30 protein-coding genes are annotated in these 24398 nt (G+C 64.1%); 18 read left to right on the top strand and 12 right to left on the bottom strand.

From position 1 onward, the window contains the following. Positions 1-23: 23 nt before the first annotated feature. Complete coding sequence (locus tag IB235_RS08935; RefSeq protein WP_192336413.1) at positions 24-620, bottom strand: DedA family protein; 597 nt, start codon at positions 618-620, stop codon at positions 24-26. Positions 621-751: 131 nt separating this feature from the next. On the opposite strand from IB235_RS08935, the gene IB235_RS08930 reads away from it, so the two are divergent. Beyond that, on the top strand, positions 752-1600 hold the full coding sequence (locus tag IB235_RS08930) for a neutral zinc metallopeptidase (protein ID WP_155039749.1): 849 nt from the start codon (positions 752-754) through the stop codon (positions 1598-1600). Positions 1601-1662: 62 nt separating this feature from the next. On the opposite strand, the gene IB235_RS08925 is transcribed toward IB235_RS08930, so the two are convergent. Then, positions 1663-1851, bottom strand: coding sequence for a hypothetical protein (locus tag IB235_RS08925; protein WP_192336412.1), 189 nt, complete (start codon positions 1849-1851; stop codon positions 1663-1665). A 56-nt stretch (positions 1852-1907) separates the two neighbouring features. On the opposite strand from IB235_RS08925, the gene IB235_RS08920 reads away from it, so the two are divergent. Further along, positions 1908-2363, top strand: a complete 456-nt coding sequence (locus IB235_RS08920) for a type II toxin-antitoxin system RatA family toxin (RefSeq protein WP_192336411.1) — start codon at positions 1908-1910, stop codon at positions 2361-2363. Here IB235_RS08920 and IB235_RS08915 read toward each other — a convergent pair. The 4 genes from IB235_RS08915 to IB235_RS08900 all read right to left on the bottom strand — a co-directional run bounded on the left by IB235_RS08915 (position 2348) and on the right by IB235_RS08900 (position 6023). Further along, positions 2348-2980 carry a gamma-glutamyl kinase gene (locus IB235_RS08915; protein WP_192336410.1) on the bottom strand — a complete coding sequence of 211 codons (633 nt, stop codon included), beginning with the start codon at positions 2978-2980 and terminating at the stop codon, positions 2348-2350. The genes IB235_RS08920 and IB235_RS08915 overlap by 16 nt on opposite strands. A 148-nt stretch (positions 2981-3128) precedes the next feature. Beyond that, positions 3129-4022: an alpha/beta hydrolase gene (locus tag IB235_RS08910; RefSeq protein WP_155039745.1), complete on the bottom strand. Its 894-nt coding sequence runs from the start codon at positions 4020-4022 to the stop codon at positions 3129-3131. 186 nt (positions 4023-4208) lie between these two features. Beyond that, complete coding sequence (locus tag IB235_RS08905; RefSeq protein WP_192336409.1) at positions 4209-5120, bottom strand: DMT family transporter; 912 nt, start codon at positions 5118-5120, stop codon at positions 4209-4211. Between the two features lie 60 nt (positions 5121-5180). After that, positions 5181-6023 carry a LysR family transcriptional regulator gene (locus tag IB235_RS08900; protein WP_192336408.1) on the bottom strand — a complete coding sequence of 281 codons (843 nt, stop codon included), beginning with the start codon at positions 6021-6023 and terminating at the stop codon, positions 5181-5183. Positions 6024-6137: 114 nt separating this feature from the next. On the opposite strand from IB235_RS08900, the gene IB235_RS08895 reads away from it, so the two are divergent. The 10 genes from IB235_RS08895 (at position 6138) to rpmE (ending at position 12154) form a co-directional block, all read left to right on the top strand. Next, entirely contained in the window at positions 6138-6725 is a 588-nt protein-coding gene (locus tag IB235_RS08895; protein WP_155039742.1) for an FMN-dependent NADH-azoreductase, read from the top strand. A gap of 209 nt (positions 6726-6934) precedes the next feature. Next, positions 6935-8431 (top strand): signal recognition particle protein, encoded by a 1497-nt coding sequence (ffh, locus tag IB235_RS08890; RefSeq protein WP_155039741.1) that lies wholly within the window; start codon positions 6935-6937, stop codon positions 8429-8431. After that, entirely contained in the window at positions 8431-8964 is a 534-nt protein-coding gene (locus tag IB235_RS08885; protein WP_192336407.1) for a GNAT family N-acetyltransferase, read from the top strand. Before ffh ends, IB235_RS08885 begins: the two co-directional genes overlap by 1 nt. Before the next feature lie 72 nt (positions 8965-9036). Beyond that, positions 9037-9333: a chorismate mutase gene (locus IB235_RS08880; RefSeq protein ID WP_192336406.1), complete on the top strand. Its 297-nt coding sequence runs from the start codon at positions 9037-9039 to the stop codon at positions 9331-9333. Positions 9334-9416: 83 nt separating this feature from the next. Then, positions 9417-9779: a 30S ribosomal protein S16 gene (rpsP, locus tag IB235_RS08875; RefSeq protein ID WP_155039738.1), complete on the top strand. Its 363-nt coding sequence runs from the start codon at positions 9417-9419 to the stop codon at positions 9777-9779. Positions 9780-9785: 6 nt separating this feature from the next. Beyond that, positions 9786-10310 (top strand): ribosome maturation factor RimM, encoded by a 525-nt coding sequence (rimM, locus tag IB235_RS08870; protein WP_192336405.1) that lies wholly within the window; start codon positions 9786-9788, stop codon positions 10308-10310. Then, positions 10307-10642 (top strand): hypothetical protein, encoded by a 336-nt coding sequence (locus tag IB235_RS08865; protein WP_192336404.1) that lies wholly within the window; start codon positions 10307-10309, stop codon positions 10640-10642. The genes rimM and IB235_RS08865 overlap by 4 nt, the downstream gene beginning before the upstream one ends. Further along, positions 10639-11544: a tRNA (guanosine(37)-N1)-methyltransferase TrmD gene (gene trmD / locus IB235_RS08860; protein ID WP_192336403.1), complete on the top strand. Its 906-nt coding sequence runs from the start codon at positions 10639-10641 to the stop codon at positions 11542-11544. Before IB235_RS08865 ends, trmD begins: the two co-directional genes overlap by 4 nt. Further along, positions 11541-11921 carry a 50S ribosomal protein L19 gene (rplS, locus tag IB235_RS08855; protein WP_155039734.1) on the top strand — a complete coding sequence of 127 codons (381 nt, stop codon included), beginning with the start codon at positions 11541-11543 and terminating at the stop codon, positions 11919-11921. Before trmD ends, rplS begins: the two co-directional genes overlap by 4 nt. A gap of 11 nt (positions 11922-11932) precedes the next feature. Further along, a complete protein-coding gene (gene rpmE / locus IB235_RS08850; RefSeq protein ID WP_155039733.1) occupies positions 11933-12154 on the top strand; it encodes a 50S ribosomal protein L31 in 222 nt (73 codons plus the stop codon). A 136-nt stretch (positions 12155-12290) separates the two neighbouring features. On the opposite strand, the gene IB235_RS08845 is transcribed toward rpmE, so the two are convergent. Together IB235_RS08845 and IB235_RS08840 are read right to left on the bottom strand one after the other, a co-directional pair. Next, positions 12291-12509, bottom strand: coding sequence for a hypothetical protein (locus IB235_RS08845; protein ID WP_192336402.1), 219 nt, complete (start codon positions 12507-12509; stop codon positions 12291-12293). Continuing rightward, on the bottom strand, positions 12506-12754 hold the full coding sequence (locus tag IB235_RS08840) for a hypothetical protein (protein WP_155039731.1): 249 nt from the start codon (positions 12752-12754) through the stop codon (positions 12506-12508). The genes IB235_RS08845 and IB235_RS08840 overlap by 4 nt, the downstream gene beginning before the upstream one ends. Positions 12755-13014: 260 nt before the next feature. Here IB235_RS08840 and IB235_RS08835 point away from each other — a divergent pair, with 260 nt between their 5' ends. The 3 genes from IB235_RS08835 to IB235_RS08825 all read left to right on the top strand — a co-directional run bounded on the left by IB235_RS08835 (position 13015) and on the right by IB235_RS08825 (position 18124). Next, the gene (locus tag IB235_RS08835) at positions 13015-13794 is read left to right on the top strand and encodes a division plane positioning ATPase MipZ (protein ID WP_155039730.1); all 780 of its coding nucleotides are present in this window, start codon (positions 13015-13017) and stop codon (positions 13792-13794) included. Positions 13795-13871: 77 nt separating this feature from the next. Beyond that, on the top strand, positions 13872-15062 hold the full coding sequence (locus tag IB235_RS08830; RefSeq protein WP_225612120.1) for an efflux RND transporter periplasmic adaptor subunit: 1191 nt from the start codon (positions 13872-13874) through the stop codon (positions 15060-15062). Next, on the top strand, positions 15059-18124 hold the full coding sequence (locus IB235_RS08825) for an efflux RND transporter permease subunit (RefSeq protein ID WP_192336401.1): 3066 nt from the start codon (positions 15059-15061) through the stop codon (positions 18122-18124). Before IB235_RS08830 ends, IB235_RS08825 begins: the two co-directional genes overlap by 4 nt. Positions 18125-18177: 53 nt before the next feature. On the opposite strand, the gene IB235_RS08820 is transcribed toward IB235_RS08825, so the two are convergent. The 4 genes from IB235_RS08820 to IB235_RS08805 all read right to left on the bottom strand — a co-directional run bounded on the left by IB235_RS08820 (position 18178) and on the right by IB235_RS08805 (position 22325). Beyond that, a complete protein-coding gene (locus tag IB235_RS08820; RefSeq protein WP_192336400.1) occupies positions 18178-19476 on the bottom strand; it encodes a pyruvate dehydrogenase complex dihydrolipoamide acetyltransferase in 1299 nt (432 codons plus the stop codon). Positions 19477-19488: 12 nt separating this feature from the next. Further along, positions 19489-20847, bottom strand: a complete 1359-nt coding sequence (locus tag IB235_RS08815) for a pyruvate dehydrogenase complex E1 component subunit beta (protein ID WP_192336399.1) — start codon at positions 20845-20847, stop codon at positions 19489-19491. A gap of 16 nt (positions 20848-20863) precedes the next feature. Then, positions 20864-21895: a pyruvate dehydrogenase (acetyl-transferring) E1 component subunit alpha gene (gene pdhA / locus IB235_RS08810; protein ID WP_155039726.1), complete on the bottom strand. Its 1032-nt coding sequence runs from the start codon at positions 21893-21895 to the stop codon at positions 20864-20866. A gap of 136 nt (positions 21896-22031) precedes the next feature. Next, positions 22032-22325 carry a septum formation initiator family protein gene (locus tag IB235_RS08805; protein ID WP_155039725.1) on the bottom strand — a complete coding sequence of 98 codons (294 nt, stop codon included), beginning with the start codon at positions 22323-22325 and terminating at the stop codon, positions 22032-22034. A gap of 144 nt (positions 22326-22469) precedes the next feature. Between IB235_RS08805 and IB235_RS08800 the strand changes: the two genes are divergently transcribed. Genes IB235_RS08800 through deoC form a run of 3 tightly spaced genes read left to right on the top strand, consistent with a single transcriptional unit; the run spans position 22470 to position 24395 of the window. Then, the gene (locus tag IB235_RS08800) at positions 22470-22751 is read left to right on the top strand and encodes a hypothetical protein (RefSeq protein ID WP_155039724.1); all 282 of its coding nucleotides are present in this window, start codon (positions 22470-22472) and stop codon (positions 22749-22751) included. A 10-nt stretch (positions 22752-22761) separates the two neighbouring features. Then, positions 22762-23421, top strand: coding sequence for a DUF1523 family protein (locus tag IB235_RS08795; protein WP_155039723.1), 660 nt, complete (start codon positions 22762-22764; stop codon positions 23419-23421). Positions 23422-23423: 2 nt separating this feature from the next. Beyond that, positions 23424-24395, top strand: coding sequence for a deoxyribose-phosphate aldolase (gene deoC / locus IB235_RS08790; protein ID WP_192336398.1), 972 nt, complete (start codon positions 23424-23426; stop codon positions 24393-24395). Positions 24396-24398 lie beyond the last annotated feature (3 nt).

Here is a 24398-nt window from a genome sequence, read left to right as displayed (position 1 = left end):
TGGCGTGATCTCAATGAGGTTTCTCAGTGAGGCTTCCAGGTGATGACGCGATAGACATAGATCACCACCACCACCACGATCACCAGCTTCGACAGCGGATCGACCCAGCCTGCGACCAGTTCGTAGTTTTCATGCAGCAGCAGGCCCGCCAGCGCCAGCGCGCCGATCCAGATGACGCTGCCCAATGCGGTGTAGATCAGGAATTTCCACATCGGCATCCGCGACAGGCCGGCCGGAACCGAGATCAGCGTGCGGATCGTCGGCAGCATGCGCCCGGCAAAGACCGCCGCCCCGCCATGCCGGTCGAACCAGTCCCGCGCCATGTCGATATCCGAGGGCGACAGCGTCAGCAGCCGCCCATGCTTGGCCGCGAAACGCTTCAGGCGCGCCTCACCGATCCACATGCCGATGTAATACCACATGGTCGTGCCGATGACCGAACCCAGCGTGCCGATGATGATGACCATGGTCAGGCTCAGGTCGCCGCGCCCGGCCAGAAAGCCCGCCAGCGGCATGATGACCTCGGATGGAATGGGCGGAAAGACGTTCTCGGCCACCATCAGGATCAGAACCCCGAAATAGCCCCAGCCCTCGATCGTCGAAACCACCCAGTCGAACATGCGTTGCTCCTTTGTCAGAAGGGCTTGCTGAACGTCGGCTGCGACACTGTCAACCCTTGTGGTGGCTTGTGGAATGGCGCGATTAGGGTAGCCTTCTATGTATCAGGGCTTCGGTTCTTGGAGGTTTTTACATGCAGTGGCGTGGCAGACGCGGAAGCCGCAATGTGGAAGATCGGCGGGGCATGGGGGTGACCGGCGCAGGCGGCATCGGCATCGTCGGCGTGCTTCTGGTGCTTGCGGTGGGCTATTTTCTGGGCATCGACATCTCGCCCATCATGGGGTCGATGGAGCAGGGCTCGCAGACCACCGAGCAACGCGAACTGACCCCTGAGGAGCAGGAGGTCGGCCAGTTCATGTCGGTCGTCCTTGCCGACACCGAGGAGGTCTGGGGCAAGGTGCTGCCCGAACAGGCCGGGGTCGAATATGTCTCGCCGCAAATGGTGATGTTCTCGGGTCAGGCGCAGACGGGTTGCGGCGGGGCAAGCTCGGCCATGGGGCCGTTCTATTGCCCGAACGATCAGAAGCTGTATCTGGATACGGCTTTCTTCGACACCATGCAGCAGCGGATGGGGGCAGGGGGCGATTTCGCCTTTGCCTATGTGGTGGCGCATGAGGTCGGCCACCATGTCCAGAACCTGTTGGGCATCCTTGGCCAGACCATGCAGATCCGCCAGCAATCCAGTCAGGCCGATGCCAATTACATCTCGGTCCTGACCGAGCTGCAGGCCGATTGCTTTGCCGGGATCTGGGCGCGGCAGGCGAATGAGCAATTCGGCACGATCGAGGATGGCGATGTCGAGGAAGCGATCAACGCCGCCAATGCCGTGGGCGACGACACGCTGATGCAGAATGCCGGTCAGGCGGTCAGGCCCGACAAGTTCACCCATGGCTCGTCGCAGGATCGCATGACCTGGTTCAAGCGCGGCTTCACCAGCGGCCAGCTGGCCCAGTGCAACACTTTCAAAGAGGTGGGGCTGTAGATCCGGATGCAAACCGCGCGCGCCGAAACATTCCGGCGCGCGGCATGTCGCCGCAGTCCCAATCAGGGCCTTTGCAGATGGATCCCGCGCGGGCGGTCCATTGTCGCCCAGTCCGGCCACCAGCCCATCCATTCGATGCTCACGATCACAAGGCAGATGGCAATGATGGCCAGGATCAGCCTGACGCGTTTGGCGCTGGGCGGGTTGCGCGCCCAGCGTGACGCACGGATCAGCCAGATTAGGTTGTTCATGCGCCCCTTCCCCTGCTAAGTGCTGCCCAAAACGGAACAAGCTCCGGGACCGACCCTTGCCCCATCACAGCGACAGCCGCATCCTGCCCTATACTGCCGACCAAATGTATGCGCTGGTCGCGGATATTGAAAGCTACCCGCAGTTCCTGCCCTGGAACAGCGCCGCCCGCATCCGCTCGAGCCGCCCCGGACCCGACGGCAGCGAGGCGATCGAGGCCGATCTGGTCATCAGTTTCAAGGTTTTCCGCGAACGTTTCGGCAGCCGCGTGACGCTTTGGCCCGAGCGCAAGCGCATCGACACCGAGTATCTGGACGGGCCGTTCAAATATCTCAAAAGCGGCTGGACCTTTGCCGATCAGCCCGAGGGCGGCAGCCGGATCGAGTTCTTTGTTGATTTCGAATTCCGCAACGCCATCCTTGGCAAGGTCATCGGCGTGGTCTTTCACGAGGCGATGGTCCGCATCGTCCGCGCCTTCGAGGAACGGGCCAAGTCGCTTTACGGCCCGGCTTGAACCGGGGCCGGGACGGCAGCGATCCGCGCCGCTTCCCAGACCGCATATTCCTGCGCCAAGGCCTCGCGGGCCATGACCTCGGTCTCGGGTGACAGATCGGTCACGGCCTGCGGCGAGACGTTGCTGTGCCGCAGCTTGATCGGCGTGCTCAGCCGCGCCGAGAGGAAATCGACTGCCGCCTGCATCGCCTCGTAGCGGAAGACATGGTCGACCGCGACCTTGCCGCTGGCGTCCAGCAGAAAGTTGCTCTGCCGCCCGATCTGCGCATAACGCGGGCGTTTCCCGGTCGAGAGATATTCGCGCAGGAACTGTTCGAAGCCGATATGAGCGGTGCTGTTCGCGTGCCCGATCAGTTCTGCCCGCGTCCTGTAGCGATACCAGCTGCGCAGCCAGTCCAGCGGCTCGCGGATGATGGCAACGGATTCAAACGGCGCGCCGCCGATCGGGGCCAGCAGCGGGCTGATACGCCCCAGATATTGCCGCAGGTTGAGATGCTTGATCTCGGGCCGGTTGCGGAAGGCGATCTCGGCCTTGCCCGACAGCGCGGTTTCCAGCGCAGTGGTACCAGTCTTGGGGACCGAAAGAAGGACGATGCGCGGTTCGATAAAGATCAGCATGATGGTCCGTGTCAGGGGCTGGAAATGGCTTAGACAAGCCTGCCCAAGGGTGCAAGCGCCGCGCGGGTTGCACGGCTGGCGCAGAAGAATGGGTATTTAAGAAACGGTGAAACACGCGCCACACGCCGACCCGATGTTCCGGGCAGTTTCAGCCGTCCGCCTTGATCCGAAGGTTGCGGACAAGGAATGCTGCCAGATCGCCCAGCACCTTCTGACTGCCAAAGGCGGCGGTGCCGTGGCCTTCGCCAGCGAGCAGGTCGAAGTCGATCTCGGCATGCGGATCGACCTCGGCCCATGCGGTGCGCAGATGCTGGGCCTGCTCGGCGGCGACGATATTGTCGATCAGGCCGTGGCGGATCATCAGCGCCGGCAGGGTCACGCCCTGTCCGATAGCGTTCAGCCGTCCGACCGGACCCATGGCGGTGGCCTCCTGTCGGCGCTCACCCACGGCGTAGCCGACCAGCAGAGACTCGACGCTTTCGGCGGAATCGGCAGGCGGGCGATGCATCTTCAGACCCAACCGGGCCATGTCCGCATCCATGCTGCCGAAATCCATCGGGCCATAGAAATTGACGACGGCTGCGGGTGGCCGTCCCGCCTGCACCATGCTGAGCGCCGCCGAAACCGCCAGAAACGCTCCGGCCGAGCGTCCCCCCAGCGCGATCCGGTCCGGCGCAAGGTTCAATTCCTGTCCGCGTGATTGCAGGAAGGCGGCGGCGGACAGCACGTCCTCATGCTGGGCGGGCCAGCGGGCCTGGTTCGACAGGCGGTAATTCATGCGGACGATAGCGACGCCATGGTCCAGAACCTGCTGGGGCACGGCAAGGTCGCGCTTGTCGCCGGTCAGGAACCCTCCGCCATGAATGTCGAGCAGGACCGGAAAGGGGCCGCTGCCCCGCGGCAGATAGATATCCATCAAATTGCGCGGCGAATGGCCGGCATAGGCCATTTCGGCAAAGGCGGGGCTCTTGCCCGGACTGGCCAGGGCCGGAGCCGCAAGGGTCCCGGCCAGAATGGCCAACGCAGAGCGGCGGGTGATCATCACTGTCTCCGGCCATTTGTCGCTGTTCTGGCCTCAGGCTAGCATCGTTCAGCGATGTCTCAAATGGCACGAATGGTCGCGGCGCGTGTCAGGCTGCGATTGCCGGCAGATGTGGCAATCCTGCTGCGCTCGGCCCGGGCGAAACGGCAAACGGCTTCTTCGTTTCTTAAATACCCATCTTTTTCTTCAATGCCGCTGGTCCTTCAACAGCAGAAGCAGCGCCACGATGGTCGCGGCAAAGCCCGGCAGCATGGCCGAGGCCGGGGCGGCGCCGGTCAGCGCCGATTCCAGCAGCAGCACCCATGCGGGGGTCAGATAGGTATAGGCCATGACCTTGGCGGCGGGCAGGCGCATCGTCGCATATTGCACCAGCAGCGTGGTCATCGCGCTGGCGCAGATCGCGACATAGATCAGCGTTACCCAGACCAGCGCCGGCAGGTTCGCCCAGTCGGTTTCAATGATCGCGCGCCAGCCCCAGATGCTTAGTAGCGCCGCCCCGGCGACCAGCGTCCCGAAGGTTGAGACCAGCGGCGTCTCGCCCCGGTTCAGGCGGCGCACCATCGGTGTGTAAAGCGCATGCGCCACGCAGCCCAGCAGATAGATCGCCTCGCCCCGGCCGAAATCCAGCCGCCGCAACGCATGGATATCGCCGCGAAAGATCACCCAAAGCGAGCCCGCCGCCCCCAGTGCCAGCGCCATTGCCAGCCGCCCGGTCATCCGTTGGCGCAGCAACAGCCAGCCGAAGCCCGCCGACATCACCGGCGTCAGCGTGAATACCGCCGCGGCCGAGACAGGCAGGGCGGTCTTCAGCCCCTCGAACATCAGGACGAAATAGGCAGCGAACAACCCACCCAGCAGCAGGTAGCGCCATGGCGCGCGCAGCGCCTGACGCGGGATTCCCGGCCCGGCAAAGGCAAAGCCTGCAATCACCCCCGCCGCGATCACGAAACGCGCCGCCGAGATCGCAGTCGGGTCGATCAGGTTCGCGGCCCGCGCCCCCAGCGAGAACGATCCCGCAATCAGCACCGAGAATGCCAGCATCGCGGCATGACCGCGCAGCGCCTCGATCCGTTCCTGTGGCATTGCCGTATCCGCCATTCCGTGCCCCTCTTGATGCGGGCGCGAGCATCGCCAAATGCCGGGCCGATACAAGGGCTGTCAGCCGCGCAGCGCCTTGAGCACGGCCTGCACCTTGGGCGAGCGGTGCAGGTCGACATGGCTGACCAGCCAAAGCTGCGATTCCCAATCGGGCAGGGACATCACCTCGGTCAGGTCGTCGACCTCGCCCGGCAACAGCCAGCCCAGACCCAGCCCGGCCCGGATCGCCGCCAGCCGCGCGTCGGCGTCATTGCTGATCATGGCGATATTCGCGGCGGGCAGATGCGCGGCCAGCCAGCGCATATGCGGCGCGGGGCGGGATTCGGCGCCGGGAATGATAAAGCGATGCGCCGAAGGGTCGGTGACCGGCCCGTGCTGGGCCAGATACCCCTCGGAGGCATAAAGGCTGGCCGCCAGCCGCAGCCATGGGCTGACCACGTAATCCGGCTCGACCGGTTTCGCCCCGGCGCGGATGGCGACATGGGCCTCGCCCGCGTCCAGCCGGAACAGGCGGGTGTCGGTGGTGTAGTTCAGCCGCAGCCCCGGATGCTGGCGCATCAGCGCGACCAGCCGCGGCATCACCAGATCGGACATGCCCTGAACCGAGGTCACGGTGATTTCGCCTTCGATGCGCTCCCCGGTCCCCGAGATCCGCGCCGCCATCTGCGAAAACCGCGCCTCGGCTGCTGCGCCCGCCTCCAGCAGCAGGCGTCCGGCCTCGGTCAGGGTGTAGCCGCGGGCATGGCGCTGGAACAGGCGCGCGCCCAGACGCGCCTCAAGCGCGTTGATGCGGCGGATCACGGTGGCATGATGCACGTCCAGCACCTGGGCCGCGCCGCTGACCGTGCCGCTGCGTGCCACTGCCAGCGCCGCCCGGATATCGTCCCAGCTTTCCGTTTCCATGCGCGCAGAACCTCCACTGTGCATATTCGCGCAGTTCATGCGCAAATATCGCCATTTTGTTCATTCGTGCAAAGCCCTATCTCAGCCTCACAACTCGAACAGCGGAGACCGCAGATGAACATCCTCCATATCGACAGCGCGATTACCGGCGATGCCTCGGTCTCGCGCCAGCTGACCGCCACCATCACCGCCAAGCTGCAAGCTGATAACCCCGACGCCACCGTCACCTATCGCGACCTCGCCGAAGGCGTGCCCGCGATCAACAATGACTGGTTCCAGGCTGTCCGCCTGTCGCCGGAAAACCCGACCGCTGAACAGCAGGCGCTGATCGCGACCTCGGACGCCTATCTGAAGGAAGTGCAGGACGCCGACGTTCTGGTGATCGGCCTGCCGATCTACAACTTCACCATCACCGCGCAGCTGAAAAACTGGCTGGACCAGATCGCCCGCGCCGGTGTCAGCTTCCGCTACACCGCCGAAGGCCCCGAAGGCCTGCTGAAAGGCAAGCGCGCCATCATCGCCTATACCTCGGCTGGCACGCCGATCGGGTCGGATCTAGACTTCGCCTCGGGCTATCTGCGCCATATCCTTGGCTTCATCGGCATCACCGATGTGGACTTCGTGCCCGCCGACCGTCTGGCCTTTGACCGCGATGCCGGCCTTGCCCGCGCGCATGAGGCGCTGGAGCGTATCGCCGCCTGATCCCGGCTGGTTCACATAAAGACGGCCTTCGTTGACTCGGGGGCCGTTTTTTCGTATCAGGTCGCGGAATTCCCGGAAGGACGCCCTTCCGGTCCCCGCAAGGCGCGGGGATCGCCCCCCGTCAGCGCGTTGCGCCCACGGGGGCGTTACTGCTTATCAAGCCTCGGGTCTCGCGGGGTGAACGGAAACCGACCTACGGAGGGCCGCCGATGTTTGAAAATCTGTCCGACCGTCTTGGCGGCGTATTCGACCGGCTGACCAAGCAGGGCGCGCTGTCCGAGGATGACGTCACCGCCGCCATGCGCGAAGTCCGCGTCGCCCTGCTCGAGGCCGACGTCTCGCTGCCGGTCGCCCGCAGCTTCGTGAAATCAGTCACCGCCAAGGCCACCGGTGCAGCCGTCACCAAGTCGATCACCCCCGGCCAGCAGGTCGTCAAGATCGTCCATGACGAGCTGATCAAGGTCCTGCAGGGCGAAGATGCGCCCGACGCCTTGCGCATCGACAATCCGCCCGCGCCGATCCTGATGGTCGGTCTGCAGGGCTCGGGTAAAACCACGACCACTGCCAAGCTGGCCAAGCGCCTGAAAGACCGCGAGAAGAAGCGCGTGCTGATGGCCTCGCTGGACACCCAGCGCCCCGCCGCAATGGAGCAGCTGGCGATTCTGGGCCAGCAGGTCGGCGTCGATACGCTGCCGATCGTTCCGGGCGAAAACGCCGTGCAGATCGCCAAGCGCGCCAAGCAACAGGCGACGCTGGGCGGCTATGACGTCTATATGCTCGATACCGCAGGCCGCCTGCATATCGACCAAGTCCTGATGGACGAGGTTCAGGCTGTCCGTGACGTGGCCAACCCGCGCGAGACGCTGCTGGTCGTCGATGGTCTGACCGGCCAGGACGCGGTCAATGTCGCCACCGAATTCGACGGCAAGGTCGGCATTTCCGGCGTCGTCCTGACCCGGATGGACGGCGACGGCCGCGGCGGTGCGGCGCTTTCGATGCGCGCCGTGACCGGCAAGCCGATCCGCTTCGTCGGCCTTGGCGAAAAGATGGACGCGATCGAGGTCTTCGACGCGCATCGGATCGCGGGCCGCATCCTTGGCATGGGCGATATCGTCGCGCTGGTCGAGAAAGCGCAGGAAGTGCTGGAGGTCGAACAGGCCGAGCGCATGATGAAGCGCTTCCAGAAGGGTCTGTTCAACATGAACGACCTGAAGAACCAGCTTGAGCAGATGATGAAGATGGGCGGGATGCAGTCCATCATGGGCATGATGCCGGGCATGGGCAAAATGGCCAAGCAGGCCGAGGCCGCCGGTTTCGACGACCGCGCGCTGAAGCGTCAGATCGCGCTGATCAACTCGATGACCAAGAAGGAACGGGCCAACCCGGACCTGCTGCAGGCCAGCCGCAAGAAGCGCATCGCCGCAGGTGCTGGCATGGATGTGTCAGAGCTGAACAAGCTGCTGAAAATGCAGAAGCAGATGGCCGACACGATGAAGAAGCTGGGCAAGATGGGCAAGGGCGGCATGCTCAAGCAAGCCATGCGCGCCATGGCTGGCAAGGGCGGCGGTCTGCCCGACATGGCCAATGTCGATCCGGCACAAATGGCCGAGGCGACCAAGATGCTGCAGGACTCCAAGGGTCTGGGCGGCCAGCTGGGCGGTCTGAACCTGCCCGGTGGCCTGTCGGGGCTGTTCGGTAAGAAGTGATGTCGCACAAGATCGAAACCCTGCGCGCGGATGTTCCGGTGATCGAGACCGATCGCCTGATCCTGCGCGCGCCGCGTTTCGACGATCTGGATGCCATCACTGCCTTTGGCTTGTCCGAGCGCTCGCGCCATGTCGGCGGCCCGATGCCGGAATGGAAAAGCTGGACCTCGCTGAGTTCCATGATCGGCCATTGGATCATTCGCGGCTATGGCTGGTGGATGATTCAGGACAAGGCCACCGGCCTTGTCGCCGGTCGTACCGGTATCGGCCATCACATCGACTGGCCCGAGCCGGAACTGGGCTGGCATCTTTACGAAGGTTTCGAGGGCCGCGGCATCGCCTATGAGGCGGCGCTGGCTGCGCGCGCCCATGCACATGGGGTCATGGGGCTGGGGCCGCTGATCTCGCTGATCGCGCCCGAGAACCTGCGTTCGCGCCGTCTGGCCGAGCGTCTTGGTGCCGTGCCGGAATCCGAGATCTCGATCCGCGGCACGACCTGCATCGTCTACCGCCACCCGATGGGGACCGCGTGATGATGGATGACAGCCTGTGTATCCCCTGTGTACGCCCGATGCGCTCCTCGCGCACCCAGCCCGGAGACCTTCATGACTGAGCAGACCGCCCGCGCAGCCACCCTGTTGAAGGAACATCGCGCCAGCATCGACCGGCTGGACGCGATCCTTGTCTATACGCTGGCCGAGCGGTTCAAGCACACCCAATCCGTTGGCCTCCTCAAGGCCGACCACGATCTTCCTCCGTCCGATCCCGCCCGCGAGGCGCAGCAGATCGAGCGGCTGGAACGCCTCGCGCGCGAGGCCGATCTCGACCCGGAATTCGCGCGCAAATTCCTGAACTTCGTGATCGCCGAAGTGATCCGGCATCACGAGAAATACCAAGCATAGGTGCGCTGAAGCGCACCCTACGCCAACCCCGTAGGGTGTGCTTCAGCACACCACAACACCGCCATTTCAAAGGAGAAAACCAAATGGCTATGAAAATCCGCCTGGCCCGTGGTGGCTCGAAGAAACGCCCGCACTACGCAATCGTCGCGACCGACTCGCGCATGCCGCGCGATGGCCGTTTCCTCGAGAAGCTGGGCACCTACAACCCGCTGCTGGCCAAAGACTCCGAAGACCGCATCAAGATGGACATCGAGCGCGTCCAGTACTGGCTGGGTCAAGGCGCACAGCCGACCGACCGCGTTGCCCGCTTCCTGGAAGCCGCTGGCGTGACCCCGAAAACCGAGCGCAAGAACCTGAAAAAAGGTGAGCCGGGCAAAGCTGCGAAAGACCGTGCCGAGAAGCGCGCTGCTCGCGCCGCTGCCGCTGCCGAAGTCGCTTCGGAATAATCCCCGATGACCGAGCGGATCTGCGTCGGCGCGATCGCGGGCGCCTTTGGCGTCCGGGGCGAGGTGCGGCTGAAAAGCTTCACCTCGACACCCAATGACATCGCCGCCTATGGTCCGCTCTGGTCCGAGGATGGCAAGCGCTCGTTCACCGTCCGCCTCACGCGGCCGGTGACGGGCGGGCTTGGCGCCCGGCTTTCGGGCGTCGAGACGCGCGACGATGCCGAGGCGCTGAAAGGCGTTACCCTGTGGGCGGATCGCGACAAGCTGCCGGCGCTGCCGGATGATGAATTCTATCACACCGATCTGATCGGCCTGTCCGTCTATGACGCGGGCGGCGTACTGATCGGCAAGGTCCGCGCGGTCTATGACCACGGCGCGGGCGATATCCTTGAAATCTTTGGCCCGGGTCGCAAGCAGACCTTGCTGCTGCCCTTCACCCGCGCCTTTGTCCCCACCGTGGACATCGCGGCCGGCCGCATCATCGCCGACCCGCCCGAGGAAGACGAAGACGAGCAGGAGGAGACCGAATGACGCGACTGGTCCTTCTGGTCATCGGTTACGTGTTGATGCTGGCCGGCCCGCTTTTGCAGGGCCTGAGCGGCAGCGCCAACCCGAATGCCTATATCTTTGCACCTATCCTGCTGGCGGGTTCGATCCCGCTGGTCGCCGGGCGCAATATCCAGCCAAGCGCGCGCATCATGGCGCAGGGCATCCTGATCTGTGGCGCGGTGGTGCTGGGCCTGTGGTATCTGGGCGGGCTGGCCGCGCCCATGGCCATTGCCCCCGCTGCTCCGGTCGGCGCGGCGATTGCCGGCGCGCTGATCGCCGCCGCGGCTAATCTGCTGAAGTTCCGCCGCGCATGACCGACGAACCGAAAGCTGCAGGGTCCAAGTCGCATGGCGCGACGGCGATTGGCACGAAGTCGCATGGCCGCCTGTCGATCCGCGCCAGCCTGCAACCGCGCGAGCTGATGGCCGAGCCGCAGGTGCTTGGTGCGTGGACCGCCCAGATCGTGACCCTGTTCCCCGAGGCATTTCCGGGCATCCTTGGCCTGTCCCTGACCGGCAAGGCGCTGGCCGAAGGCTTGTGGAACCTGCGGACCACCGACCTGCGCCCCTTCGGCATCGGCAAGCATCGCAATGTCGACGACACGCCCGCAGGCGGCGGGGCGGGCATGGTGATCCGCGCCGATGTCATGGATGCGGCGCTGCGCGAGGCTGGGTCGGACCTGCCGGTGATCTATCTGTCGCCGCGCGGCAAGCCCTTTACCCAGGCCCGCGCCCGCGAATTGGCGAACGGTCCCGGCATGACCCTGATCTGCGGCCGCTTCGAGGGCGTCGACCAGCGCGTGCTGGATGCCCATAATGTTGAGGAAATCAGCATTGGCGACTATGTCCTGACCGGCGGAGAACTTGCCGCACAGGTCTTGATCGACGCGACGGTTCGCCTTATACCGCGCGTGCTGGGGAATCAGGAATCGCTGGCCGAGGAATCCTTTTCCGACGGTCTGCTTGAGCACCCTCAGTACACGAAGCCCGCCCTTTGGGAAGGCCGCGCGATCCCGGAAGTCCTGCTCTCGGGAAATCACGCGGCTATTGCCAATTGGCGGAGCGATATGGCCGAAAGGCTGACCAAGGAACGCCGCCCCGACCTGTGGCGGGCATATGAGGCAACTCATATGGACCCGGCAAAGGACCGACAGCTCTCGGGCGCATCAGACCAATCGCGGAGCTACCGCGAGCAACCAGAGGATCCCAAGCGATGAACCTGATCGCCCAACTCGAAGCCGAGCAGATCGCTGCGCTCGGCAAAGAAATTCCGGACTTCAAGGCTGGCGACACCATCCGCGTCGGCTACAAAGTCACCGAAGGCACGCGTTCGCGCGTCCAGATGTATGAAGGCGTTGTGATCTCGCGCAAGGGCGGCGGCATCAGCGCGTCCTTCACCGTGCGCAAGATTTCGTTCGGCGAGGGTGTCGAGCGCGTCTTCCCGCTGTACTCGACCAACGTCGACTCGATCACCGTTGTCCGCCGTGGCCGCGTTCGTCGCGCCAAGCTGTACTACCTGCGTGATCGTCGCGGTAAATCGGCACGTATCGCCGAGGTCACCAACTACAAGCCCAAAGCTGACGCCAAGGCCTGAGGAAACGCGCCATGAAAAAAGAAATTCACCCCGACTACCACGTCATCGACGTCAAGATGACCGACGGGACCGTCTATCAGGTCCGTTCGACCTGGGGCAAAGAAGGCGACGTGATGTCGCTGGACATCGACCCGACCGTTCACCCGGCATGGACCGGCGGTTCGGCCAAGCTGCTGGATGCTGGCGGCCGCGTGTCGAAGTTCAAGAACAAATACGCCGGCCTGGGCTTCTGAGCCTTACGCCAGTGCTGAATACGGAAACGCCGCCCCTTGGGGCGGCGTTTCTTATTCCGGGCTGCGTCGCGGCGGTGGGCGGGCCGCGATGAGAGGGAAGGCGCCCGGATATTCCAAGACCCCTGGGTGATCCGCGTCACATGCCAAGAAACAGCGGCGACCAGATCGGAGACACTGCCCGTCCCGCGCCCAGGGGCCTGCCGGTCAGCGCTCCGCGACCGGTATCGATGACCACGCGGCCGTCGCGATAGGTGCGCAGAACCGGGCCTTGCGCACTTTGGTATTTCGACAGCGCGATGGTGGCGAATGCTGGCGGCGCTTCGGGCAGGATGGTCGGAAGGCTGAAACGGATCATTGGAAGGCTCCCTTGCTGTCCATGCGCTCAATAAAGGTGTCCCAGCGCGAGGGGTCGCGGTTGCGCATCAGGTCAACCGAGGTCTCACGCGGGGTTGTGGTCAAAAGCACCAGCGGCACGCCGGAAATCATATGCGGCCTGCCCGAATTGCGGTCGATCAACGACACCGCATAGCGGGGCGAATGGGGCACCGTGGCCCGGATCGCGCGATCGGCAAAAGCCGACAGGTGGTTCAGCATCGACATGTCTGGCTCCTCTGGCGCTGCCTCGTGGCGTTTTCGACAGGTTTATTACGACATGTCTTGTCGTCTTTTGCAAGATAAATATCTACTAGACTTATCGTGTTAAATATTGCGGCCAGATCATCGCGTTAACCGGATGTGCCTGCCTGTCGGGGGTTGTTCCAGATATGCCGCAGTCGCGCCGATTCGTCCGTGCGGCACGCTTTCCAACGCGCACGGCGCTGCCTATTGTCCAAAGCGGAACGCCGTTTCTTGGGGGATGCATGGCGCATATCATCGTCGTCGGGAACGAGAAGGGTGGCTCGGGCAAATCCACCACCTCGATGCATGTGGCGACGGCATTGGCGCGGCTGGGCCATCGGGTAGGCGCGCTGGATCTGGACGTGCGCCAGCGCAGTTTTGGCCGCTATCTGGAAAACCGCAGCCACTTCACCCAAAGCGAGGGGCTGGATCTGCCGACCCCGCGACTGGGCCATCTTGAACCGGAAAGCGACGGGATCGACCCGCTGTCCCGCGCGATCGAGACGCTTGAGCCCGACTGCGATTTCATCCTGCTGGACTGCCCCGGCTCTCATACCAAGCTGAGCCAGATGGCGCATACGCTGGCCGATACGCTGATCACGCCGATGAACGACAGCTTCATCGATTTCGACCTGCTGGCGCGGCTGTCGCCCGATGGGCGCATCCTTGGCCCCTCGATCTATGCCGAGATGGTCTGGAGCGCGCGGCAGTTGCGGGGCCAAGCCGGGGCGGGGCCGATCGACTGGCTGGTGCTGAGGAACCGCCTTGGCACGCAGCAGATGCACAACAAGCGCAAGGTCGGCGGCGCGCTGGACACGCTGTCCAAGCGCATCGGATTTCGCGTCGCCCCCGGCTTTTCCGAACGGGTGATCTTCCGTGAGCTGTTTCCACGCGGTCTGACGCTGCTGGATCTCAAGGACATCGGCACCGAACAGCTGAGCATGTCCAATATCGCCGCCCGGCAGGAGTTGCGCGACCTGATCGCGGAATTGCGCCTGCCCGGAGTTTCCGTCACGTTCTAGGACGCGGGCGAGAGAACCCTATATAGAAGCAGGCGCGTCGATCCCCACCAGGCGCAAGAAGCTGGAGGACAGGCAAGATGACAGGGATTGGCCGGCAGATTGCCGCCATGATGATAGGTATTGGCCTTAGCCACATGCCGCTGCCTCTGGCTGCCGAGGCCAATGAGGCAGACGCCGCCGTGGTCAGCAAGGAAATCCCGGTGGTGACAGCCGCCAAGGCCAAACGTGAGACAATCGAGGCCCGCGTTCCCGTCACTGGATCGCTGGTGGCGCGTGAGCCGGTGCAGATCCATGCCAGCGTCTCGGGCTACGAAATCCGCGAGATCCATGCCGAGATCGGCGACCGGGTGAAGGCCGGCGATGTGCTGGTGGTGCTGGACGACGAATCCCTGACCGCACAGGTGGCGCAGGCCACCGCCGAATTCGAACGCGCGACCGCCAGTGTCAGTCAGGCCGAAAGCCAGATCGCCAGCAGCAAGGCGACGCTGGTGCAGGCCCAGTCGCAGCTTGAGCGGACCGTCGCCCTGCGCAAAAGCGGCAATACCGCGCAATCGGTGCTGGATGAGGTGATCGCGACCGAGGCCTCGGCGCGGGCCTCGGCGCAATCGTCGCTGGACGGGCTGGCGGTGGCCAAGGCGCAGCTGGCCCAATCCGCCGCCGCCCGCCGCATTGCCGAGCTGAACCTGCGCCATACCCGCATCCTTGCCCCGGTCGATGGCGTCATTGCCACCCGCAATGCGGAAATCGGCGCGCTGTCCGGTCAGGGCGGCGATCCCATGTTCATCATGATTGCGCGCGGAGAGGTCGAGCTGGCCGCCGACGTGATCGAAACCGCTCTGGTCCAGATCGAGCCCGGCGATGAGGTCGAGGTGCAACTGACCGGGCAGGGCATGATCAAGGGCAAGGTGCGGTTGGTTCCCGCAGTGATCGACCCGGTGACGCGGCTGGGTCGGGCGCGCATCTCATTGCCATCCGATCCGCGGCTGCGCATCGGGCTGTTCGCCAGCGGCTGGGTCATCACCGACCGGCGCGACGCGGTGACGGTTCCCGCGGGCGCGGTTCTGGCCGACGATCAGGGCGAACGCGTCCAGATCGTCAAGGATGGCGTGGTGCAGACGCGGGCGATCCGCGCCGGTCTGGTCTGGCAGGGCAAGCGCGAGATCCTCGAAGGGCTTCAGCCCGGCGATGAGGTGATCGCGCGGGCCGGGGCATTCTTCCGTGACGGCGACCCGGTTCGGGTCCTGCCCGCGAAGGACGCAGCGGAATGAACTTCTCGACCTGGTCCATCCGCCAGCCGGTCCCGTCGATCGCCGCCTTTCTGGTGCTCGTGCTGATCGGGCTTTACAGCTTCAGCCGCCTGCCGGTCACGGCCATGCCGAATATCGACCTGCCGGTGGTCAGTGTGTCCGTGGCGCAGCCCGGTGCCGCGCCCTCGGAACTGACGCGACAGGTGATCCAGCCGATCGAGGATTCCATCGCCTCGATCACCGGGGTGCGGCATATCTACTCGACCGCGACGGACAGTTCGGCCTCGATCACCGTCGAGTTTGAACTTGAGACCGACACCGACCGGGCGATGAACGACGTCAAGGACGCGGTGGCCAAGGTCCGTTCGGACTTGCCGGAATCGATTGTCGAGCCGGTGATCCAGCGCATCGATATCGCGGGCATGGCGATCCTGACCTATGCCGTCAGCGACCCGACCAAGACCATGGAGGCGCTGTCGGATTTCGTCGATGACGTGGTGGCGCGCGATCTGTCGACCGTGGCGGGCGTCGCCAGCATCACCCGGATCGGCGGGGCGGATCGCCAGATCAATGTCGAACTGGACGCGGGCCGGATGCAGGCATTCGGGCTGACCGCCGCCGAAATCTCGGACCAGTTGCGGGCCAAGAATATCGACATGGGCGGCGGTCGCGGTGATCTGGCCGGGACCGAATTCGCCATTCGCACGCTGGGTTCTGCCTCGGATGTGGGGCGGTTGGCGGCGACGCCGATCCTGATCGGGCAGGGGCGCACGATCCGTCTGGACCAGATCGGCACGGTCAGCGAAGGCCCCAGCGAGACGCGCAGCTTTGCCCTGTTGGAGGGGCAGCCCGTGGTCGCATTCGGGATCTTCCGCGCCAAGGGTGCGTCAGATCTGGTCGCGGGCGATGGGACCAAGGCGCGGGTCGCGCAGATCATGGAACGCAATCCCGGCGTCAGCATCGATCTGATCGACGATGCCACCACCCATACCGAGGCGAATTATCATTCGACCATGGACACGCTGTATGAGGGCGCGGCCCTTGCGGTGATCGTGGTCTTTCTGTTCCTGCGCAACTGGCGCGCCACGCTGATCGCGGCGGTGGCACTGCCGCTTTCGGTCATCCCGACCTTCTTTGTGATGCAGCAACTGGGCTTCACGCTGAACGGCATCAGCCTGCTGGCGATCACGCTGGTCACGGGCATCCTTGTCGACGATGCCATCGTCGAAATCGAAAACATCGTGCGCCATATCAACATGGGCATGCCCGCCTATGAGGCCAGCATGGAGGCCGCGAATGAAATCGGTCTGACCGTCATCGCGATCAGCTTCTCGATCGTCGCGGTCTTTGCCCCGGTCAGCTTCATGGGCGGCATTCCGGGTCAGTATTTCAAGCAGTTCGGGCTGACGGTGGCGGTCTCGGTGCTGTTCTCGCTGCTGGTCGCGCGGCTGATCACGCCGATGCTGGCTGCCTATTTCCTGCGCGATGTCGCCCATGTCGAAGAGGCCAAGGACGGCATCTTGATGCGGCTTCTGATGGGTATCCTGCGCTGGACGCTGCGCCACCGCTTCCTGACCCTGCTGATGGGGATCGGGGTCTTTGCCGCGTCGATCTTTTCGGCGACGCTTCTGCCCACCGAATTCGTTCCGGCGCAGGATGTCGGACGCAGCCAGATCTCGATCGAATTGCCGCCCGGCGCGACGGTCGAGGAAACCATCGACGCGGCGCGCACCATCTCGACCCGGATCGCCGAAGAGCCCGAGGTGCGTTCGGTCTTTGTCAGCGGTGGCGATCCGAACGTCTCGGATGCCAAGATCATGGTCAATTACGGCTCGAAGACCGAGCGCGAACGGTCGAGCTTCCAAATCGAGGAGGCGCTGAAGCACGATCTGGCGCAGATCCCCGACCTGCGGATGAACTTCCTGAACGAGAACGGCGCCAGCGATTTCGAGATCTCGGTTCTGGGCGATACCGAGGACGCGACCGCTGAGGCTGCCGAGCGCCTGATGGCCGCGATGAAGACCCTGCCCAGCCTTGAGGGGGTGACCTCATCGGCGGCATTGCAGCGCCCCGAATTGCAGATCCATCCGCGCGATGCGGTGGCGGCCGAGCTGGGCGTGACCGCCAGCGCCCTGGCCACCACCCTGCGGGTGGCGACTTTGGGCGACACGGAATCGAATCTGGCCAAGTTCAACACCGGTGATGAGCAGATCCCGATTGTGGTGCGCCTGGACGACAGCGCGCGGCGCGACCTGATGACGGTGCGCAATCTGCGCGTGCCAAGTTCGGCTGGACAGGTGCCGCTAGAGGCGGTGGCCGATGTCTCGATTTCCGCTGGGGCGACCGAGATCGGGCGCTATGACCGGCGCTACCGCACCGCTGTCACCGCCAATCTGGCCGAAGGCGCGCTGCTGGGTCCGGTGACCACGCAGGTCACCGATCTGCAAGCCAAGGTCGAATTGCCGCCCGGAACCGCGATCCAGCCCGCAGGCGATGCCGAGATCATGGGCGAGGTGTTTCAGGCCTTTGCCGTGGCGATGATCTCGGGCGTGATGCTGACCTATGTCGTGCTGGTGCTGCTGTTCCATAACTTCGTGACGCCGGTCTCCATCCTGATGTCGCTGCCGCTGGCGATTGGCGGAGCGATCCTTGCGCTGTTCCTGACCGGCAATTCGATCAGCATGGCGGTGGTCATCGGCTTCCTGATGCTGATGGGCATCGTGACCAAGAACGCCATCATGCTGGTCGAATTCGCGCTGTCCTCGATGGATCGGGGCACGGAAAAGCGGGTGGCGATCTTGGACGCGGTGCATAAACGCGCCCGTCCCATCGTGATGACCACGATCGCGATGACCGCGGGGATGGTTCCGTCCGCGTTGGGCACGGGCGAGGGCGCCGAGTTCAGCGCGCCGATGGCGATTGCGGTGATCGGAGGGCTGCTGCTGTCGACCCTGCTGTCGCTACTGTTCGTGCCTTCGCTTTTCTCGGTCATCCATGGCGGGCAGATCGGCGCAGGCGGTCTGCTCAGGCGCTGGATCGGGGTGAACAGCCCCGCAGCCAGCCCCGAAGTGCGTAAGCACTGAGATGAAAAAGGGGGCCTCGATGGCCCCCTTTTGCATTCCTTGGCTGATCTGGATCAGGCCAGCATGCCCATCGGGTTTTCCAGATGGCCGACGATCTTTGCCAGAAGCTGTGCACCCAGTGCGCCGTCGATGACACGGTGGTCGACCGACAGCGTCATCGACATGACGTTGCGGATGACCACTTCGCCATTTTCGACGACCGGGGTCTGGATGCCCGCGCCCACGGCCAAGATCGCGCCATGCGGCGGGTTGATGACCGCGTCGAAATTCTCGATCCCGAACATGCCAAGGTTCGAAATCGCGAAGCTGCCGCCCTGATATTCATGGGGTGCAAGCTTCTTCGACTTGGCGCGCGTGGCCAGATCCTTCATCTCGGCCGACAGGGCGGACAGCGTCTTTTGCTGCGCGTCCTTCAGGACCGGGGTGAAAAGCCCGCCTTCGATTGCGACGGCAACCGCCACATCCGAGGGCTTCAGCTTCAGGATGCGGTCGCCCGCCCAGACGGCATTGGCGTCCGGCACTTCCTGCAGCGCCAAAGCGCAGGCCTTGATGATGAAGTCGTTGACCGAAAGCTTCACGCCGCGGCTGTCCAGCTGCTTGTTCAGCATGGCGCGGAATTCCATCAGCGCATCCAGCTTGGCCGAGCGGCGCAGATAGAAATGCGGGATGGTCTGCTTGGCCTCGGTCAGGCGCGCTGCGATGGTGCGGCGCATCCCGTCCAGCGCGACCTCGATGGTCTCGCGGTCGGCATACATCTTGAGGATGGTTTCCGTCGAGGGACCAGCCGCAGCAACCGCTGCCGGGGCAGGGGCGGCTTTCGGGGCCTCGGCGGCGACGGCGGGTTTGGCCGCGCCGGGTTTCGCGCCTTCGACATCCGCCTTGACGATGCGACCGTAAGGGCCGGAACCCGTCACGCCAGCCAGATCGATGCCCTTGTCAGCCGCGATGCGGCGCGCCAGCGGCGAGGCAAAGATGCGGTTGCCGTCGGCGGCCTTGGGCGCTGCCGAGGCGGGGGCGCTGGCGGCTGCCGGGGCGGGCGCTGCCGCCTCGGCTTTCGGGGCGGCTGCGGCCTTTGCAGCGGGTGCCGCGCTGATCGCATCGGCGCTTTCGCCTTCTTCCAGCAGGACGGCGATGGCGGTGTTCACTTTCACCCCGGCCGTGCCCTCGGCGATCAGGATCTTGCCGATCTTGCCTTCGTCCACGGCCTCGAATTCCATCGTGGCCTTGTCGGTCTCGATCTCGGCGATGACATCGCCGGATTTGACCTCGTCGCCTTCCTTCACCAGCCATTTGGCCAGCGTGCCTTCCTCCATCGTGGGGGAGAGCGCGGGCATCAGGATTTCTGTCGGCATCTCGCGTTCCCCTTACTTGTAGGTGACTTTTTTCACCGCCGCGACGACCTCGTCCGAGGTGATCAGGGCGAGCTTTTCAAGGTTCGCGGCATAGGGCATGGGCACGTCCTTTCCGGTGCAGTTGATCACCGGCGCGTCGAGATAATCGAACGCGTTTTCCATGACATAGGCCGAGATATGGTTGCCGATCGAAGCGACCGGGAAACCTTCCTCGACGGTGACGAGGCGGTTGGTCTTCTGCACCGAGGCGATGATGCTGTCATAATCCAGCGGACGCAGGGTGCGCAGGTCGATGACCTCGGCGTCGATGCCTTCGGCGGCCAGTTTCTCGGCGGCGTCCAGCGCGTGACTCATGCCGATGCCGAAGCTGACAAGGGTCACGTCCTTGCCCTCGCGGGCGATGCGGGCCTTGCCGAAGGGGATGGTGAAGTCTTCAAGGTCCGGGACCTCGAAGCTGCGGCCATACATGATCTCGTTCTCAAGGAAGATGACCGGGTTCGGGTCGCGGATCGCCTGTTTCATCAGGCCTTTCGCATCCGCCGCCGAATAGGGCATCACCACCTTCAGGCCGGGGATCTGGGCATACCATGCCGCATAGTCCTGGCTGTGCTGCGCGCCGACGCGGGCAGCGGCACCGTTCGGGCCGCGGAACACAATCGAGCAGCCCATCTGGCCGCCGGACATGTAAAGCGTCTTCGCGGCCGAGTTGATGATGTGGTCCACCGCCTGCATGGCGAAGTTGAAGGTCATGAACTCGACGATCGGACGCAGGCCGGCCATGGCCGCACCCGTGCCGATACCGGCAAAGCCGATTTCGCTGATCGGGGTGTCGACGACGCGGCGCGGGCCGAACTTGTCCAGAAGCCCCTGCGAAATCTTGTAGGCGCCCTGATACTCGCCGACTTCCTCGCCCATGAGGAAGACGGTCTCGTCGCGGGTCATTTCCTCTTCCATGGCCTCGCGCAGGGCTTCCCGCACGGTCATGGTCTTCATCTTGGTGCCTTCCGGCCAGTCGGGCGAACGGTCAGCCTTGGCGGCGACCGGTGCGGCAGCAGCGGGGGCTTCGGCCTGTGCGGCGACGGGGGCTGCCGCCGGGGCGGCTGCGGGTTTCACGTCATCGACGCTTTCGCCCTCTTCGACGAGGATGGCGATGGGGGTGTTCACCTTCACGCCCTGCGCGCCTTCGGCGATCAGGATCTTGCCAAGGATGCCCTCATCCACGGCCTCGAATTCCATCGTGGCCTTGTCGGTCTCGATCTCGGCGATGACATCGCCCGACTTGACCGCATCGCCTTCCTTTTTCAGCCATTTCGCCAGCGTGCCTTCCTCCATGGTCGGCGACAGGGCGGGCATCAGAATCTCGGTTGCCATCTGTTTGTGTCCCCCGTCAGGCGTTCTTGGCGACTGCGGCTTGCGGCAGCTCGTCGGCATAAATATCGGTCCACAGCTCGGACAGCGCCGGTTCCGGGCTTTCCTTGGCGAACTCGGCGGATTCGTTCACGATGTCCTTGATTTCCTTGTCGATGGCCTTGAGGTCATCTTCGGTCGCGTGGTTGCCGGTCAGCAGCAGCTCGCGGACGTTCTCGATCGGATCGCGTTCGTCGCGCATCTTCTGCACTTCCTCGCGCGAGCGGTATTTCGCCGGGTCCGACATTGAGTGACCGCGATAGCGATAGGTCATCACTTCAAGAATGTAGGGGCCCTTGCCCGCGCGGCAGTGGGCCACGGCCTTTTCGCCGGCAGCCTTGACCGCCAGCACGTCCATGCCGTCGACCTGCTCGCCCTGGATGCCAAAGGCGGTGCCGCGGCCAAACAGCGTCGTCGATTTGGTCGAGCGCTTGACCGAGGTGCCCATGGCGTATTGGTTGTTCTCGATCACGAAGACGACCGGCAGGGACCACAGTTCGGCCATGTTGTAGGTCTCATAGACCTGGCCCTGGTTCGCCGCGCCGTCACCGAAATAGGTGAAGGTGACGTTGTCATTGCCCAGATACTTGTCGGCGAATGCCAGACCCGCGCCCAGCGGAACCTGCGCCGCGACGATGCCATGGCCACCGTAGAAATGCTTTTCGCGCGAGAACATGTGCATCGAGCCGCCCTTGCCGCGGGAGTAGCCCCCTTCGCGACCGGTCAGCTCGGCCATGACGCCGTTCGCGCTCATGCCGCAGGCCAGCATGTGCCCGTGGTCGCGATACGAGGTGATGCGCTTGTCGCCTTCCTTGGTCACGGATTCGAGGCCGACGACGACAGCTTCCTGCCCGATATACAGGTGGCAGAAGCCACCGATCAGGCCCATGCCATAAAGCTGGCCGGCCTTTTCCTCGAATCGGCGGATCAGCAGCATGTCGCGGTAATGTTTGAGAAGCTCGTCCTTGGAAACGTTGGACGGGACTTCCTTGGCTGCGGGCTTTCTGACCATAAAGGGTCCTCCTCCTGAGCGCAGGATAGTTCAGCGTTAAACTACTTCTAGAATGGACTTCCTGGAAAAGTAAACCTGCGATATGCGACGCCTGCGTAAAATGGCCGCAGCCATGCAGGGCCTGCCTGAAACCGGATCAGCGGATGATGATTTCGTCGGGGCGCAGAAAGCCAAGGACATCGCGGGCGCGTTCGTCCAGCAGGTCCAGATCCAGATAATCGTCCGACAAGCGACGCGTCAGGTTCTTCATCCGGTTGACCTCGGCCTGCAGCTTGTCGCGCTGTGCGACCAATTCGCGCGTATCGGCCTTAAGCTGTTCGCGCCGCAACACGCCCGATGGTCCCTGCACGGCGGCAAAGGCGAAATAGACAGCCAGAAGGGCCATGATGGCAAAGAAGACCAGGGCGCTGATCGACAGGCGTTCGGACATCGGGCGATTTTCCTTGGTTTTTGGGGATCATGCCACAGCATTTGCGATGGGGGAATCCCGAATGCAGGTCATTGACAGTTGGCGCGCCAACCCCTTCCATGGCGGCATGAGCCATCCCCAGTCCCTACGGGAAAGAACCTGACGATGTTGGCCTTGTTGCGGTTGATCGGGCTGGTGCTGGCGGTCGAGCTGATTTTCTATTTCCTGCTGACGGTCTATATCCGCAGCACGCGGCGCGAGGCGCTGGAAAAGGAATGGGACCGGCGTCACCCCGAAAAGGCGGGCAACTCGCCGGAACGACGCGAGTTCATAAGGCGTTCGATGATCGGCTTCAGCAAAAGCCTGCGGGCGCGGCTGGTCGCTTTGGTGCTGGTCCTGCCGGTGGTCGCCATCGTCGTGATCATCGTATTGGTGAATTACAACTGAGAGGGCGCCGATGCGCTGGTTCCTGACTGTCCTGGGTGTGCTGTTCGGCATCACCGTCTTTCTGTTTCTGGATTACGCCTTGCCCTCGCGGCAGACGGTCCGGATCACGAACACCTACAATCGTCTGACCGATATCGGGGCGAATGCGATTTTCTATGCCTCGGCCGATGCTGGCACGGTGCAGAACGCGGCGGGCCAGCGCGATGTGCGCTTTATCGACACGGTGCGTCCGAATGGCCGCCCCTATGTCTATCGCAATGAGGACACCGGCTGGATCTGGCCGCCTTACTTCAAATACGACAGCTCGAACCTGCATGCGCAGGCCACCGATCGTAAATCGACCTCGGCCAATCCGGAATGGGTCAGCGTCACGTCCTATGGCTGGCGGGTGTCGTGGCTGTCGATCTATCCCAATGCAATCTCGATCCGGTCGGTGGCGGGGCCGGATGTGCGGCCGTTCAACTGGCCGGCGGTGCTGATCCTGCTGGTGCTGGGCGTGCTGCTGTTCATGCTGTGGCGGATGTGGAACCAGTTCCATGAACGCAGCATCGAGCCCGCGATCCGCTCTGCCGATGAGGCCTGGGACCGCATCGACGCGCAGGCGGATGCGGCGCGTGACCGTGCCCGTGGCCGGGTCAGCCGCTGGTGGGATTGGGTCAGAGGACGCTGAGCATGGAAAACGGCAAACCTGTTGCCAGCCATACCCGCCGCAATCCGGGCGTGCCGCTGCGCATGGAGTGGTTCGACGGCATTCGCATCAATACCCCGGCCAGCGAAAGGCGGGCGGCCAGCTTGCCTGCGCGGCGCAGCCTGAAAAAGGATTGGCAGGCGGCGTGGCTGCTGAACGCGGTGCGTTGCATCGACCTGACCACCCTGTCCGGGGACGACACCCCAGACCGCGTGGCCCGGCTTTGCGCCAAGGCGCGCGCGCCGATCGAGGCGGGGCAGCTTGCCGCCCTTGGGGTCGAGGGGCTGACCACCGGCGCGGTCTGCGTCTATCCCACCATGGTGGCGGCGGCCAAACGCGCGCTTGAGGGCTCGGGCGTGCCGGTGGCCTCGGTCGCGACGGGCTTTCCGGCAGGCCTGATGCCCCTTGACCTGCGACTGGCCGAGATCCGCTATGCGCTGGATCAGGGCGCCGACGAGATCGATATCGTCATCAGCCGCGCCCATGTCCTGCAAGGAAACTGGTCCGCGCTTTACGATGAGCTTTGCGCCATGCGCGAGGCTTGCGGAGCTGCGTTGATGAAGTCGATCCTTGCCACGGGTGAGCTGAAGACGCTGGAAAACGTCGCCAAGGCCAGCCATGTCGCCATGCAGGCGGGTTCGGATTTCATCAAGACCTCGACCGGCAAGGAGCCGGTCAACGCGACCCTGCCGGTCAGCCTGACCATGCTGCGCACCATCCGCGACTATCGCGACCAGACCGGTTTTGCCGTGGGTTTCAAGCCCGCGGGCGGCTTGCGCACGGCCAAGGATGCGCTGAACTGGCAGGTGCTGATGCTTGAGGAACTGGGCCGCGACTGGCTGCGCCCCGATCTGTTCCGCATTGGCGCAAGTTCGCTGCTTGGCGATATCGAGCGGCAGATTTCCCATCATGTGACGGGGCGCTATGCCGCCGCGCACCGATTGGCAGCAGGATAAGAT

Source organism: Paracoccus sp. PAR01, from assembly GCF_014851995.1.
In the GTDB taxonomy this organism is placed as follows: domain Bacteria; phylum Pseudomonadota; class Alphaproteobacteria; order Rhodobacterales; family Rhodobacteraceae; genus Paracoccus; species Paracoccus litorisediminis.
The sequence above is the reverse complement of the archived record's forward strand: the minus strand, read 5'-3'. Positions and strand labels throughout refer to the sequence as shown.

Excerpts from the sequence above, each read along its gene's own strand:
- IB235_RS08835 (WP_155039730.1), top strand. The coding sequence starts at position 13,015 with ATGGCGCATATCATCGTCGTCGGGAACGAGAAGGGTGGCTCGGGCAAA.
- rpmE (WP_155039733.1), top strand. The coding sequence starts at position 11,933 with ATGAAAAAAGAAATTCACCCCGACTACCACGTCATCGACGTCAAGATG.
- IB235_RS08910 (WP_155039745.1), bottom strand. The coding sequence starts at position 4,022 with ATGATCACCCGCCGCTCTGCGTTGGCCATTCTGGCCGGGACCCTTGCG.
- rplS (WP_155039734.1), top strand. The coding sequence starts at position 11,541 with ATGAACCTGATCGCCCAACTCGAAGCCGAGCAGATCGCTGCGCTCGGC.
- IB235_RS08845 (WP_192336402.1), bottom strand. The coding sequence starts at position 12,509 with ATGATCCGTTTCAGCCTTCCGACCATCCTGCCCGAAGCGCCGCCAGCA.
- IB235_RS08795 (WP_155039723.1), top strand. The coding sequence starts at position 22,762 with ATGCGCTGGTTCCTGACTGTCCTGGGTGTGCTGTTCGGCATCACCGTC.
- IB235_RS08820 (WP_192336400.1), bottom strand. The coding sequence starts at position 19,476 with ATGCCGACAGAAATCCTGATGCCCGCGCTCTCCCCCACGATGGAGGAA.
- IB235_RS08905 (WP_192336409.1), bottom strand. The coding sequence starts at position 5,120 with ATGGCGGATACGGCAATGCCACAGGAACGGATCGAGGCGCTGCGCGGT.
- deoC (WP_192336398.1), top strand. The coding sequence starts at position 23,424 with ATGGAAAACGGCAAACCTGTTGCCAGCCATACCCGCCGCAATCCGGGC.
- IB235_RS08830 (WP_225612120.1), top strand. The coding sequence starts at position 13,872 with ATGACAGGGATTGGCCGGCAGATTGCCGCCATGATGATAGGTATTGGC.
- IB235_RS08915 (WP_192336410.1), bottom strand. The coding sequence starts at position 2,980 with ATGCTGATCTTTATCGAACCGCGCATCGTCCTTCTTTCGGTCCCCAAG.
- IB235_RS08925 (WP_192336412.1), bottom strand. The coding sequence starts at position 1,851 with ATGAACAACCTAATCTGGCTGATCCGTGCGTCACGCTGGGCGCGCAAC.
- IB235_RS08895 (WP_155039742.1), top strand. The coding sequence starts at position 6,138 with ATGAACATCCTCCATATCGACAGCGCGATTACCGGCGATGCCTCGGTC.
- IB235_RS08800 (WP_155039724.1), top strand. The coding sequence starts at position 22,470 with ATGTTGGCCTTGTTGCGGTTGATCGGGCTGGTGCTGGCGGTCGAGCTG.
- IB235_RS08840 (WP_155039731.1), bottom strand. The coding sequence starts at position 12,754 with ATGTCGATGCTGAACCACCTGTCGGCTTTTGCCGATCGCGCGATCCGG.
- IB235_RS08825 (WP_192336401.1), top strand. The coding sequence starts at position 15,059 with ATGAACTTCTCGACCTGGTCCATCCGCCAGCCGGTCCCGTCGATCGCC.
- trmD (WP_192336403.1), top strand. The coding sequence starts at position 10,639 with ATGACCGACGAACCGAAAGCTGCAGGGTCCAAGTCGCATGGCGCGACG.
- IB235_RS08815 (WP_192336399.1), bottom strand. The coding sequence starts at position 20,847 with ATGGCAACCGAGATTCTGATGCCCGCCCTGTCGCCGACCATGGAGGAA.
- pdhA (WP_155039726.1), bottom strand. The coding sequence starts at position 21,895 with ATGGTCAGAAAGCCCGCAGCCAAGGAAGTCCCGTCCAACGTTTCCAAG.
- rimM (WP_192336405.1), top strand. The coding sequence starts at position 9,786 with ATGACCGAGCGGATCTGCGTCGGCGCGATCGCGGGCGCCTTTGGCGTC.
- IB235_RS08865 (WP_192336404.1), top strand. The coding sequence starts at position 10,307 with ATGACGCGACTGGTCCTTCTGGTCATCGGTTACGTGTTGATGCTGGCC.
- ffh (WP_155039741.1), top strand. The coding sequence starts at position 6,935 with ATGTTTGAAAATCTGTCCGACCGTCTTGGCGGCGTATTCGACCGGCTG.
- IB235_RS08900 (WP_192336408.1), bottom strand. The coding sequence starts at position 6,023 with ATGGAAACGGAAAGCTGGGACGATATCCGGGCGGCGCTGGCAGTGGCA.
- rpsP (WP_155039738.1), top strand. The coding sequence starts at position 9,417 with ATGGCTATGAAAATCCGCCTGGCCCGTGGTGGCTCGAAGAAACGCCCG.
- IB235_RS08805 (WP_155039725.1), bottom strand. The coding sequence starts at position 22,325 with ATGTCCGAACGCCTGTCGATCAGCGCCCTGGTCTTCTTTGCCATCATG.
- IB235_RS08935 (WP_192336413.1), bottom strand. The coding sequence starts at position 620 with ATGTTCGACTGGGTGGTTTCGACGATCGAGGGCTGGGGCTATTTCGGG.
- IB235_RS08885 (WP_192336407.1), top strand. The coding sequence starts at position 8,431 with ATGTCGCACAAGATCGAAACCCTGCGCGCGGATGTTCCGGTGATCGAG.
- IB235_RS08930 (WP_155039749.1), top strand. The coding sequence starts at position 752 with ATGCAGTGGCGTGGCAGACGCGGAAGCCGCAATGTGGAAGATCGGCGG.
- IB235_RS08880 (WP_192336406.1), top strand. The coding sequence starts at position 9,037 with ATGACTGAGCAGACCGCCCGCGCAGCCACCCTGTTGAAGGAACATCGC.